This is a genomic window from Arthrobacter paludis, assembly GCF_056782315.1.
Map to the genome: position 1 here is coordinate 51,132 of NZ_JBXAEW010000010.1, position 12,091 is coordinate 63,222.

The following is a 12,091-nucleotide window of genomic DNA, read 5'->3' on the forward strand; positions in this document are numbered from 1 at the left end:
CTAGCCGCGCCCCGTGAGCTTGCGCCAGCGGGCGGACAGCCCCCATCTGGTCACGTTGAGCATGGCCTCGACCACGATGTTCCCGCTCATCTTCGACACCCCGTGCTCGCGCTCGACGAAGGTGATCGGGACCTCCGCGATCCGCCGGCCCAGGCGGGCGACGCGGAAGGTCATGTCCACCTGGAACCCGTAGCCGACCGACTCGACGGCGTCGAGGTCGATGGCCTCGAGCGTTTGGCGCGTGAAGGCCCGGTACCCGGCCGTGATGTCTCGCAGGCCCAGGCCGAGCATGGTGCGCGCGTAGAGGCTGCCGGCCCGCGAGATCAGCTTGCGGTGCAGCGGCCAGTTGACCACCTCGCCGCCCTTCACCCAGCGGGAGCCGATGACCAGGTCCGCGCGGCCGATCTCCGCGAGGAGCCGGGGCAGCTGCTCCGGCTGGTGGGAGCCGTCGGCATCGAGCTCGACGATGACGTCGTAGTCGCGGTGCAGTGCCCACTCGAAGCCGGCGATGTACGCCGCGCCGAGGCCCGCCTTGCCTTGGCGGTGCATGACGTGGATGGCGGGGTCCTCGGCGGCCATGCGGTCCGCGAGCTCGCCCGTCCCGTCGGGGCTTTTGTCATCGACCACCAGCACGTCCGAGTCCGGCACGGCCTTGCGCAGCCGACCCACCGTCAGCGGCAGGGACTCGAGTTCGTTATAGGTCGGGATGATGGTGACGACGCGCACGCGCAGGCAACCCCTTTTGCTTCTCGGCGATGGCCCGCGGCGCGGGCCGGGTCGGTGGGCCTCCGCCCGGGGCCCGGTGCACGGGACGCGCCGACGGAGGCGAAGCCCCCAGTATACGCGGGGGCACGGGAAGACCCCGGGAGCTTCGGACCAGAAACCTAACGCTGGCGGCGGGCATCTGTTTTCTACTGCTCCCGGGGTCCTGCCCTTGGTCTGCCGGAGGGCAACCGGCGCGGCGGGAACCCTTGCGCTTCCCGCCGTCGCCCGTCCAGCCTAGCCGCTGGCTACCGCGTGTCAACCACGAGCTGACTAGTAGCTTCCTTGGAAGAACCTAGTCAGCGCGGCGGGTCCGGAGCCCCCTAGGCCAGGACATCGTGGATCGTCGAACCGGCCCTGACGGTCCGCAGGCAGCGGGGCAACGGGCCGTCCAGGACGGGCAGCATGGGCGTTCCCGCCCGCGCGTCCGTGCTCCACGAGGCGACCCGCTCGTCGGGGGTCTGGACCGCCAATTCGGAGGCCTCCCAGACCGCGAACGTCGCCTCGGCCCCGGGCACGAGCTGCCCCGCGAGTGGGTCCGCGTGGCCGACGGCCCGGTACCCGGCGCGCGTGTGTGCGACGAACGCGGCCCGGGCCGAGATCCGCTCCTCCTCCCGGGCCAGGCGCAGGCACGCACGGACGGTCGCCCACGGGTCGGCGGGCCCGTCGGGGGACCCGGAGCCCAGTGCGACGGGCACGCCCGCGGACAGGAGCGAGGCCAGGCGCAGCCCGGGGGTGCCGGTCGGCGTGTCCGCGGCCGGGCGCAGGCCGACGGCCACGCCCGCCTCCAGCAGTCCCGGCAGGGCATCCCCGCCGACCGGGCCCGAGGCCTCGAGCCGATGGCGCCCGCGCTGGAACCGGTCGGCCCCCAGCTCCGCGGACGCCGCCGCGAGCGCGGCGAGGTAGGCGCCGATGCCGTCCGTGCCGGCGGCGACGAGCGAGCCGGTGCCGGCCTGCGTGGTCGCGACCAGGTGCGCCGCGATCCGGTCCGGGTCCAACCCGTCCCGCCCGCCGGACGCGAAGCCCCCGAGCCCGGCGGCCCTGCCCCCGAGCTCCGCCAGCGCGTCGCGGGCCTCGGCCGCGGTGGTGGCCGCGTGGTTCCAGTAGCCGTGCACGGACGGGCCGGGGGCGCCGCCGTCGGACTCGGCCCACAGGTGCAGCAGGTCGTCGGCTCCCTCGGAGCCGGGCCGGGCAACCTCGACCACCGCCGCGTGGCCCGTGGCCGCGAAGTGCGCCAAGGCGCGGCGCTGCCGCTCGGCGCGGAGCGCGGGATCGTGGACGACGGCGGCGCGGGCACGCTCCAGGGCCTCGCCGGAGGCCACCCCGCCCCCCTGCCAGCCGGGCGCCGCGGAGAGCCCGAGCCGTCCGGCGAGGGCCGCGCCGACGAGTCCAGTGGAACCATCCGCCGAGAGCAGCACCGCGTCGCGGCCGACGGACGCGGCGTCGAGCGCGGCGCCGCCCTCCGGCGGGACGGCCGCCGGCTCCCAGCCGGTCGACAGCAGGGCTCCCTCCCCCGCGGCCTCCCGGAGCCGCACGGCCACGGCCGTCCAGTCCCCGGCCCCGGACAGGTCGACGGCCGTCAGGGCCGCTCCGGTGGCGGTGACGGACACGTGGGAGTCCACGAACGCCGGAGCCACGAGGGCCCCCTGCAGGTCCACGACCTGCGTGCGGTCGTCGACGAGGCCGGCCGCCGCGGCCTCCTGGCCGATCCAGGCGACCGTGGGTCCGTCGACCAGCAGGGCCGTGGCGAAGGGGTCGGCGGGGCTGTAGACGGCACCGTTGCGGTACAGGACGGGGCGGGACATGGGTTCCTTTCGGGGGTGGTGCGTGGTGCCGGGTGAGCCTGGATCGGCGGTCTGCCTGCCCGGCGGGTGCCAGGGGTCAGTCGGCGACGCCGGAGTGGGCCACGACGCCGCGCCGCACCGCGTCGCCCGCCGCGCGGCAGGTCGCGGCGAGCCGGGGCGGCAGGTCGGGCACGGACGCCAGCTGGTCCAGCGAGTCGATGGTCTGCTTCGCCCAGCGCACGAAGTCCCCGGCGGCGAGCTCGGTGCCGCGGAGGCAGTCGCGCAGGTTCTTCCCGCGGGCCCAGTGGTACATGGGCCAGACCAGGCCGGAGTCGGGCTCGTCGGTCTCCGGCAGTCGGTTCTCCGCCTCCCGGTCGGTCAGCCCGGACCACAGCCGCACCGCGGTCTCCCACGCGCGTTCGATGCCGGGTGTGGGCATCTTCGGGTCGATGCCCCCGCCCTCGCGCCGGGCCTGGTAGACGAGCGTCGTGACGAACGCGGCGAGCTCGGCCGGGCCCAGGGGCTCCAGGACGCCGGACTCCAGGACCAGCGAGGTCAACAGGTCCCGCTCGCCGTAGATCCGGCGCAGCCGCTGCCCGGAGGCGGTCGCGACGGCGGCGGGGCCGCCCTCCTCCACGGGGGCGAGGTACCCGTACTCCTCCAGCACGGTGCAGACGCGGTCGAACGTCTTGGCGATGGTGTTCGTGCGGCCGGTGATCTGTCCGGCCAGCTGGTCCGTCTCGCGGCGCAGCCGCCACCAGCGCTCGGCCCACCGGGCGTGGTCCTCGCGCTCGCTGCAGCCGTGGCAGGGGTGCCGCTTGAGGCGCCGGCGCAGGTCGGCGATCCGGGCCTCCTGCGCTGACGACCCGGCGTAGTCGAAGCCGCCGCCGCGCGCGGGCGGCCGCCGCTCGTGCAGGGCGTTGCGGAGCGTGGCCGCCAGGTCGTGCCGCTCGCGCGGCGACTTGCCGGTGAACGCCTTGGGGATGCGGATCCTGGTGAGCACCTCGAGCGGCCCGTCGAGGTCCTGGACCCCGATGCGGCGGATCTGCCGGTCCTCCGTGAGCACGGTGGGCCGGGGGTCGCGCAGCGAGTCGGAGACGGAGATGACGACGGCGCGGCCCAGGCGCCGCGGTCCCGGCACGTCGACGACGTCGCCGGGAACCAGCCGCTCGAGCGAGTCCTCGGCGGCGGAGCGGCGGGCCCTGGAGGCTGTGCGGGAGGCCTGCTTTTCCGCCTCGGCGAGTTCCTGGCGCAGCCGCGCGTACTCGGAGAAGTCGCCCAGGTGGCACTGCATCGACCTCTCGAACCCGGCGAGGGACTCCTCCCGGGCGCGCACCTTGCGCGCGAGGCCGACCACGGAGCGGTCCGCCTGGAACTGCGCGAACGAGGACTCCAGGATGCTCCGGGCGCGGCCCCGCCCGAACTGGGCGGACAGGTTCAGGCTCATGTTGTAGGTGGGCCGGAAGCTGGAGTTCAGGGGGTAGGTGCGTCGGGAGGCCAGGCCGGCGACCGCGGCCGGATCCGTGCCGGGCTGCCACAGGACCACCGCGTGGCCCTCCACGTCGATGCCCCGGCGCCCCGCCCGTCCGGTGAGCTGGGTATACTCCCCCGCCGTGATGGTCACGTGGGACTCGCCGTTGAACTTCTCGAGCTTCTCGAGGACCACCGAGCGCGCCGGCATGTTCACGCCGAGGGCCAGGGTCTCCGTGGCGAAGACCGCCTTGACGAGCCCGTCCGCGAAGAGCTTCTCGACGACCTCCTTGAAGACGGGCAGCAGGCCGGCGTGGTGGGCCGCGAAGCCGCGGGTCAGCCCCTCCCGCCAGGACCAGAAGCCGAGGACCTCGAGGTCCTCGGGTGGCAGCTCGCGGGCGGCGTCGTCGACGGCGCGCTCGATCTCCGCGGCCTCCGCCCGGGTGGTGAGGGCCAGACCGGCGCGCACGCACTGGCCGACGGCCGCGTCGCAGCCCTTGCGGGAGAAGATGAAGACGATCGCCGGGAGCAGGCCCGCGGCGTCCAGGGACAGCACCATCTCCGGACGGCTGATGCGGTGCCGCTCCGCCGGCGGCTCGTAGCGGGTGGGGGCCGGCCGGCCGCTGCGCCCGCGGCCCCGCCCCCGGCTGCGGTGGACCCCGCCGCGGAAGCCCCGGTTCAGGTCCCGCTGCGCGAGCTTGAGCAGCTCCGGGTTCACGGCGACGTCCCGGGCCCCGGCGTCGTCGTCGTCCGCGGCCTCGTCGAAGGAGACCTCGCCGGCGAAGAGGTCGTAGAGGCGGCCGCCCACCATGACGTGCTGCCACAGCGGGATGGGCCGGTGCTCGGAGACGACCACCTCCGTGTCGCCGCGGACGGTGTCCAGCCAGCCGCCGAACTCCTCGGCGTTGGAGACGGTCGCGCTCAGGGAGACCACCTGCACCGACTCGGGCAGGTGGATGATGACCTCCTCCCACACGGCCCCGCGGAACTTGTCCGCCAGGTAGTGGACCTCGTCCATGACCACGTAGGCGAGCCCGCCCAGCGTCTCGGAGCCCGCGTACAGCATGTTGCGCAGGACCTCGGTGGTCATCACGACCACCTCGGCCTCGCCGTTGATGCTCGTGTCGCCCGTGAGCAGTCCGACCCGGGCCGGGCCGTAGCGCTCGACGAGGTCCGTGTACTTCTGGTTGCTCAGCGCCTTGATGGGCGTGGTGTAGAACGCCTTCAGGCCGCGCTCGAGCGCCAGGTGGATCGCGAACTCGCCGACGACAGTCTTGCCCGCGCCGGTCGGGGCGGCCACCAGGACGCCCTTGCCCTCCTCGACGGCGCGGCACGCGTCGACCTGGAAGGCGTCGAGCTCGAAGCCGAGCGTCTGGCGGAATCCGTGCAGCCGGGTCTTGGCCTCGGCCGCGCGCTGTTTGAAGGCCGCGTACTGTTCGGCAGGAGAGCCCATGTGCGCCGCTCCTTCCGGATGGTGTCGGTGTGCGGTACTGGTCCCCTACAGGCTATCGGCATCGGTGGGGCGGCCAATATCGCTGCCGTGGCCGGCGGCGGCGCGCGCGTTCTCCTCCTCGAGGGCGGCAGACCGCTTGGCTCGGCGCTTGTCGTTGGCCAGGCAGAACACGGTCGCCGCCGCGAAGAGCACCAGGAGGGGCCCGGCCAACACGAACATGGTCAGCGCGTCGCCGCCGGGGGCGGCCATGGCCGCCACGAGGCAGATCAGGAAGACCGTCACGCGCCAGTGCTTGACGATGAGCCTGCCGGGCAGGATCCCGACGAGGTTCAGTCCCACCATGAGGACGGGCACGATCATCGACAGCCCGAAGGCCAGCAGCAGGCGCAGCACGAAGGGCAGGTAGACGTCGATGCCGATGTAGTTCACCGCGCCCTCTGGCGTGAGGCCGATGAAGAACATCAGGGCGTGCGGGAGCACCCAGTACCCGAGGACGATGCCGCCGAGGAAGAGCGGCAGGGCCGCCCCGATGAATGCCAGCGCGGTGCGCTTCTCGCGCTTCTTGAGCCCCGGGACGATGAACGCCCAGAGCTCGTAGAGCCAGACCGGGCTGGCCATGATCAGGCCCAGGAACACCGAGACCTTGATCATGACGTCGAACGGCGACATCGCGCTGTTGAAGTTCGCCACGCCCCCGTGCTCCGTCATGGGCACGAGCAGCAGCTCCATGACGGGCCGGTAGAGCAGGAAGCCCCCGATCGTCGCCAGCAGCAGTGCCACCAGCGAGATGAGCAGGCGATTGCGCAGCTCGATCAGGTGCTCCTTGAGCGCCATCCTCCCCTCGGGATTGGACTTGCGCCCCGAATGTGCCGCCACGGGCGCCTACGCCTGGGGGTCGCGGCGGTCCGGATCGACGATCTTGCCCTCAACGGTCTCGCCGGTGGCGTCCTTGTCGCGCTTGTCGTCGTCCTTCATCTCGCGGACCTCGGACTTGAAGATCCGCAGCGACTGGCCGATCGAACGGGCCAGGCCCGGGAGCTTGGGCGCGCCGAAAAGCAGCAGCGCCAGAACAATGATGATGACCAGATGCCATCCCTGCAGACCACCCATGGGATTCCTTTCGTTGGATTCAAGTCTACGTCAAGCCCCGCCGCGGGCACCCGCCCCACGCGGGCCCGCACGATCCGTTCACCGGCCCGTCAACCGGGCGCCACCTACTCCTCGTCGAACACGTCGGACCAGCGCTGCGGCCGGCCGGCGGCCCGCTTGGCCGCGACCCGCCGCTCTCGCCGGGCCAGCCGCCGCGCGTCCGAAGCCGCCTCCTTCCGGCCGCGCAGGCGGTCGGGGTCGGCGAACACCGCGTCGTAGCCGGCGGGCAGGCGGTCGCCGGCCTGCGGGTCCGCGGGGGCGGACGCCGGATCGGACCCCGCCCCGCGTCCGGCGGGCCCAGGGGCCGGCATCGCGAGTGCGTCGAGCGACCGCCCGGCGTCGTCGGCCAGCGCGGTGAACCCGCGGAAGAGCCGGAACCCGCAGTAGAGCAGGAAGGCGCCGCTCGCGGCGGCCAGCGCCAGCCACAGCAGGACCCAGAACCACCAGGGCATCATGCGTTCTCCTTCGTTCCGCCGGAACGGGCCGGCGGCGTGTCGGTGGGGCCGGGCGGCCCGTACGGTGCGAGCGCCGCGTCCAGCCACCCGCGCACGGCCCGGACCGCGTCGTCCGGGGCCAGGACCGTCACGGCGCCGCCGTGGCGCGCGACGAGCCCGCGGAGCATGGCGGGCTCGGCAATGCGCACCTCGGCGACGAGCGCCTTGCCGTCGGCGTCCGTCCGGGCCGGGGCGAAGTCCTCGGCCAGCGGGACCAGGCGCTCCGCGAAGCGCAGGACCACCGTCGCATCGTCCTCTCCCGGCACGTACAGGGTCTCCTGCATCGAGCCGTGCCGGTCCCGGTCCTCCGTGTAGGTCTCCCCCGTGGCCGCGGCCTCGAGGATTCGGTCGGTGCGGAAGTTGCGGGCCGCGCCGGCGGCGCGGCACCAGGCCTGCAGGTAGGTGCGGCCGGAGTCCTCGAGCAGGCGCACCGGCTCGACGTCGCGCTCGGTGGCCCGGTCGGTGTCGGGGTTCAGGTGGCGCAGGCGCAGCACGCGCCGCCCGGCGACGGCCTCGCGCAGCGTGGCCAGGTGCCCCGGCGCCTCGCCGGAGGCCAGGCGCGCGGCCACGAGGTCGTCGATCCCGGCGAACTCCCCGGCCGCCCGCCGCAGCTTCTCCAGGGCGGAGCGCGCCGCGCCGGGATGCTCCGCCGGGAGGTCGAGCAGCGCACGCAGCCCGACGATCAGCGTGGACGCCTCGGTCAGGTTCAGCCGCATCGGGGCCGCCAGCCCCTCGGCGTTGGCCATCGTGACCGTGTTCTCGTCCCAATCGACGTCGATCAGCTCGTCGGGCAGTCCGTTGGGGATCCCGGAGAGGCTGATCGTCGACAGGTCCTTCATCAGCGCGCGCTTGCTGATCCCGAACCGTGCGGCCGTCTCGTCGAGGTCCGCGACGCCCTGCCCGACGACGTACGCGATGAGGTCCAGGGCCCGCGCGACGACGGCGGTCGCGGGCGGACGGCCCCCGCCGCGCCGGCGGTCCAGGTCGTAGGCGGGCACGGGGGCGCGCTGGGCGTCGCGGGCCGCGGCCAGGCGCCGGACGACGGCGTCGCGCACCTCGCCCGGCTCGGCGACCCAAGCCACGGGTCCGAGGGCGGCCAGGTCCGCGCCGAGTGCCTCGGCGTCGTGGTAGTGGAGCGTGATCCGCTCGCGCCCCGGGGCGGTCCCGGGCCTGGCCCGCTGGCCTGCGCCGTAGCGGGCGCGCACCTGCAGCCCCCGTCCGGCGTCGAGCTCGACCGTGGCGGCGTGCGGGGCGTGCCCGGGGTCGAGCCGGTCCAGCGCCGCGCCGACGCTGAATCCCGCGGGCCGCTCGAAGTGGCCGCCCAGGCGGGCGACGGCGCTGGTGATGCGCGAGAGCCGGAACACGCGCTCGGCGTCCCGGTCGCGGTCGCGCCCGACGAGGTACCACTGGCCGAACCGGTGGCCCACGCCCCAGGGGTCGACGCGGCGGCGGGACTCGCCGCCACCGACGGTGCGGTATCCGAATTCGACGGGTACGCGCTCCCAGACGGTGCGCAGGAGCACCTCGAAGGCGGGGTCGGTGGTGTCCAGCCGGGCCGCGTAGGCGCCGGTGGAGCCGGCGTCGGCCGCGCCGTCGTGCAGCCGGGCGGCGGCCCGGGCCGCCGCGGAGCCGAGGGCCGGGTGTTTCCAGACGCGCGAGGCGAGGCCGACGGCGAGGGCCTCCCCGGCGGTGAACGAGACCTCGGGCAGCCGGTACCGCTCGGGCCGGACGAGGTAGCGGGTCTCCTCGCCGGAGTCTCCGTCGACGGTCTCGATCGGCACGCCGAGGCCGCGCAGGTCGTCCTTGTCGCGCTCGAACTTCCGCTCGAAGGCCTCGTCCCCGAGCCCCTTGTAGTCGTCGACGATGCGGCGGAGCTCGGCGCGCGTATAGCCGCGGCGTCGGGCCATCAGCGCGTAGGTCAGGCTGACGAGCTTCTCGGTGCGCGTCGGGGCGTCGGGTCGCTGTTCAGGCACGCTTGTACGTTACTACGCCGCGGGCGGCGCACCCCCTCGGGGGTGCGCCGCCCGCGGCGGTCGTGTGGGGTCAGCGGACGCCGACGAGGTCGACGACGAAAATCAGCGTCTCGTTGGGCCCGATGGCGCCACCGGCGCCGCGCTCCCCGTAGGCCAGGTGCGGCGGGATCTCCAGGCGGCGGCGGCCGCCGACCTTCATGCCAACCAGGCCCTGGTCCCAGCCCTGGATGACCTGGCCGACGCCCACTCGGAAGTCCAGCGGGGTGCCCCGGTTCCAGGACGCGTCGAACTCCTCGCCCGTGGACCAGGCCACGCCGACGTAGTGGGCGGAGACGGTGTCGCCCGGGGCGACCTCGCGGCCGTCGCCGGCGACGACGTCCTCGATGACGAGCTCGGAGGGCGGGGTGTCGCCGGGGAACTCGATCTCCGGCTTGGTGCGGTCGTACTCGCGCTTGCCAAACGACATGGTGGTCCTTTCTGGGGCCTAGTTGGAGGCCGCGGGCTCCGCGGACTTGATCTCGACAACGAAGACGAGCGTACCCTGCGGGCCGGACGGCGACTGCGCGTAGGCCATCTGCCCGGGGATGGTGAGCATGACGGTCGAGCCGACCTTCTGCCCGGCCAGGCCCTTGGTCCACCCCTCGATGACCTGCGTCAGCGGGAACGCGGCAGGTTCCCCGCGGTCGTAGCTGGAGTCGAAGACCTTGCCGTCCTCCCAGCGGACGCCCTCGTAGTGCGCGGTGACCGTGTCGGACTCCTTGACGGTCTTGCCGGTGCCCTCCTCGAGGACCTCGACGGCGAGGCCGCCCGGCTCCTCGGACTCGGGGATGGTGATCGTCGGGTTTCCGTCCTGCGCGAACTCCACGGTCGGCAGCCGGCCCTCGTCCGCGAGCTTCTTCACCTCGTCCTGGCCCAGGACCTTCGCGGGCTCCGGCATGTTCTCGGCACCGACGACCTTGAGGATCACCACCTGCTCCGCCTTCGCGGGCTCGGGCGAGGGGCTGGCGGAACCCTCGGACGGCGCGGCGGAACCGGACTCCTCCGACGGCGCGGCCGAACCGGACGCCCCGCCGTCCTGGCCCGCGGGGTCCTCGACCGGGCGGACGTACGCGACCCACGAGCCGACCTTGGCCCCGACCAGGACGTCGTAGATCTCCGGGTCGAGCGACTTCATCTCCTCTGTCATGGACAGGACCTGCGGCGGCTCGGAGAACAGGTTGCCCAGCTCGGATCCGTCCTCCGTGTTGTAGCCGGCCAGCTTGTACTGCACGTTCTGGCCGGCTTCGATGACCGGCCCGTCGCCCTCCTTGACGACGGCCGCGCCCGGGGCGGTGGCCACCAGGGGCGTGTCGAACTCGACCGTCGGGGCCGTGTTGTCGTCGGCCCCGGGCTTGATCTCGATCGAGCTCAGCGGGGCGGCGTCGCCCGAGGTCTTGCTCGGCTCCGCGCTGCATCCCGTCAGGAGCAGCCCGGCGGCGAGCGCGGTGGCCAGGATCTTGCGCACGTGTCCAGCTTTCGTCGTCGGTGTGGTGCCCGCGCGCGCGGGACCAGGGTCATCAGCGCGCCGGGGCTTCCAGTTTAGGGGGCACTGCTGTGAGGCCCCTGTGCCGGACGCGCATCGTCCCGGCCGGCCCGGCGGGGCGCTACAGCAGCGAGCGCAGGTGCTCGACGCGCGGGTCCTCGTGCGCGAACGGGTCCTTGCACAGGACCGTCTGCCCCGAATGGTCGTTGAGCTTCAGATGGACCCAGTCCACCGTGAAGTCCCGCCCGGCGGCCCGGGCGTCCCGCACGAAGTCCCCGCGCAGCTTGGCGCGGGTGGTCTGGGGCGGCACCTCCCGGGCCCGCTCGACGTCCGCCGGGTCCGTGATCCGCGCGGCCCTGCCGTGGGCCTCGAGCATCCGGAACAGCCCCCGGGACGGCGAGATGTCGTGGTAGGTCAGGTCCAGCTGGGCGATGCGGGGGCTCGAGAGCTCGAGCCCGTGCCGCTGGCGGTACTCCTCGATCAGCCGGTGCTTGATCGCCCAGTCGATCTCCGTGTCCACCCGGGACGGGTCCCCGGCGGAGACGGCCTCCAGGGCACGCCGCCACAGGTCCATCACCCGCGGTACGTGCGGCGTGTGCGCGCCCTCCCGGGCCACGAAATCCTCGACCTTCGCGTAGAAGGACTCCTGCAGCTCGAGGGCGGTCATGGTCCGGCCGTTCGCCAGGCGCACCGGGGTGCGGCCGGTCGTGTCGTGCGAGATCTCGCGGATACTGCGGATCGGGTTCTCGAGGCGGTGGTCCCCCAGGATCGTCCCGGCCTCGATCATGCGCAGCATCAGGTCCGTGGCCCCGACCTTCACCAGCTGCGTCGTCTCGGACATGTTGGAGTCCCCGACGATGACGTGCAGCCTGCGGTGGAACTCGGCGTCGGCGTGCGGCTCGTCGCGCGTGTTGATGATCGGCCGGGACCGGGTCGTCGCCGAGGAGACGCCCTCCCAGACGTGGTCCGCGCGCTGCGAGAACGCGTAACGGTGCTCGCCGTCGACCGGCAGCACCTTCCCCGCCCCGGCGAACAGCTGCCGGGTGACCAGGAACGGGATCAGGGCCTCCGCCAGCCGGGTGAACTCCAGGCGGCGCGGGATGAGGTAGTTCTCGTGGCACCCGTACGAGTTCCCGGCGGAGTCGGTGTTGTTCTTGAACAGGTAGACGGACCCGTTGAACCCGTCGTCGCGCATCCGCTCCTGGGCGCCGGCCGCGAGCTCGTCCAGGACCGCCTCGCCGGCGCGGTCGTGCACGATCAGCTGGACGACGTCGTCGCACTCCGCGGTCGCGTACTCGGGGTGCGAGCCCACGTCGAGGTAGAGGCGCGAGCCATTGGTGAGGAAGACGTTGGAGCTGCGCCCCCAGGCCACGACCTTCCGGAACAGGTAGCGCGCGACCTCCTCGGGGGTCAGCGGGCGCGCCCCCGGGGCCGAGTACGCGATGCCGTACTCGGTCTCGATGCCGAAGATCCGCCGGTCCACG

At 73.5% G+C, this 12,091-nt stretch carries 10 protein-coding genes; all 10 read right to left on the reverse strand.

Annotated features, from left to right (window positions below):
• Nucleotides 1-726, reverse strand: coding sequence for a polyprenol monophosphomannose synthase (locus tag AC1Q5D_RS09890; protein WP_481738427.1), 726 nt, complete (start codon nt 724-726; stop codon nt 1-3).
• Nucleotides 727-1,085: 359 nt separating this feature from the next.
• Complete coding sequence (locus tag AC1Q5D_RS09895) at nt 1,086-2,567, reverse strand: amidohydrolase family protein (protein ID WP_481738428.1); 1,482 nt, start codon at nt 2,565-2,567, stop codon at nt 1,086-1,088.
• 76 nt (nt 2,568-2,643) lie between these two features.
• The gene (locus AC1Q5D_RS09900; RefSeq protein WP_481738429.1) at nt 2,644-5,469 is read right to left on the reverse strand and encodes a DEAD/DEAH box helicase; all 2,826 of its coding nucleotides are present in this window, start codon (nt 5,467-5,469) and stop codon (nt 2,644-2,646) included.
• 45 nt (nt 5,470-5,514) lie between these two features.
• On the reverse strand, nt 5,515-6,303 hold the full coding sequence (gene tatC / locus AC1Q5D_RS09905; RefSeq protein ID WP_481738545.1) for a twin-arginine translocase subunit TatC: 789 nt from the start codon (nt 6,301-6,303) through the stop codon (nt 5,515-5,517).
• Between the two features lie 48 nt (nt 6,304-6,351).
• On the reverse strand, nt 6,352-6,579 hold the full coding sequence (tatA, locus tag AC1Q5D_RS09910) for a Sec-independent protein translocase subunit TatA (protein WP_481738430.1): 228 nt from the start codon (nt 6,577-6,579) through the stop codon (nt 6,352-6,354).
• A 104-nt stretch (nt 6,580-6,683) separates the two neighbouring features.
• Nucleotides 6,684-7,073, reverse strand: a complete 390-nt coding sequence (locus AC1Q5D_RS09915; RefSeq protein WP_481738431.1) for a hypothetical protein — start codon at nt 7,071-7,073, stop codon at nt 6,684-6,686.
• Nucleotides 7,070-9,085, reverse strand: coding sequence for a helix-turn-helix transcriptional regulator (locus AC1Q5D_RS09920; protein WP_481738432.1), 2,016 nt, complete (start codon nt 9,083-9,085; stop codon nt 7,070-7,072). Before AC1Q5D_RS09920 ends, AC1Q5D_RS09915 begins: the two co-directional genes overlap by 4 nt.
• A gap of 70 nt (nt 9,086-9,155) precedes the next feature.
• Nucleotides 9,156-9,551, reverse strand: coding sequence for an FKBP-type peptidyl-prolyl cis-trans isomerase (locus AC1Q5D_RS09925; protein WP_481738433.1), 396 nt, complete (start codon nt 9,549-9,551; stop codon nt 9,156-9,158).
• Between the two features lie 18 nt (nt 9,552-9,569).
• On the reverse strand, nt 9,570-10,589 hold the full coding sequence (locus AC1Q5D_RS09930; protein WP_481738434.1) for an FKBP-type peptidyl-prolyl cis-trans isomerase: 1,020 nt from the start codon (nt 10,587-10,589) through the stop codon (nt 9,570-9,572).
• 139 nt (nt 10,590-10,728) lie between these two features.
• Nucleotides 10,729-12,090, reverse strand: a complete 1,362-nt coding sequence (gene pafA, locus AC1Q5D_RS09935; protein ID WP_481738435.1) for a Pup--protein ligase — start codon at nt 12,088-12,090, stop codon at nt 10,729-10,731.
• Nucleotide 12,091 lies beyond the last annotated feature (1 nt).

Coding starts and splice junctions, on each gene's coding strand:
- AC1Q5D_RS09895 (WP_481738428.1), bottom strand. CDS start 2,567: ATGTCCCGCCCCGTCCTGTACCGCAACGGTGCCGTCTACAGCCCCGCC.
- AC1Q5D_RS09900 (WP_481738429.1), bottom strand. CDS start 5,469: ATGGGCTCTCCTGCCGAACAGTACGCGGCCTTCAAACAGCGCGCGGCC.
- tatC (WP_481738545.1), bottom strand. CDS start 6,303: ATGGCGCTCAAGGAGCACCTGATCGAGCTGCGCAATCGCCTGCTCATC.
- tatA (WP_481738430.1), bottom strand. CDS start 6,579: ATGGGTGGTCTGCAGGGATGGCATCTGGTCATCATCATTGTTCTGGCG.
- AC1Q5D_RS09915 (WP_481738431.1), bottom strand. CDS start 7,073: ATGATGCCCTGGTGGTTCTGGGTCCTGCTGTGGCTGGCGCTGGCCGCC.
- AC1Q5D_RS09925 (WP_481738433.1), bottom strand. CDS start 9,551: ATGTCGTTTGGCAAGCGCGAGTACGACCGCACCAAGCCGGAGATCGAG.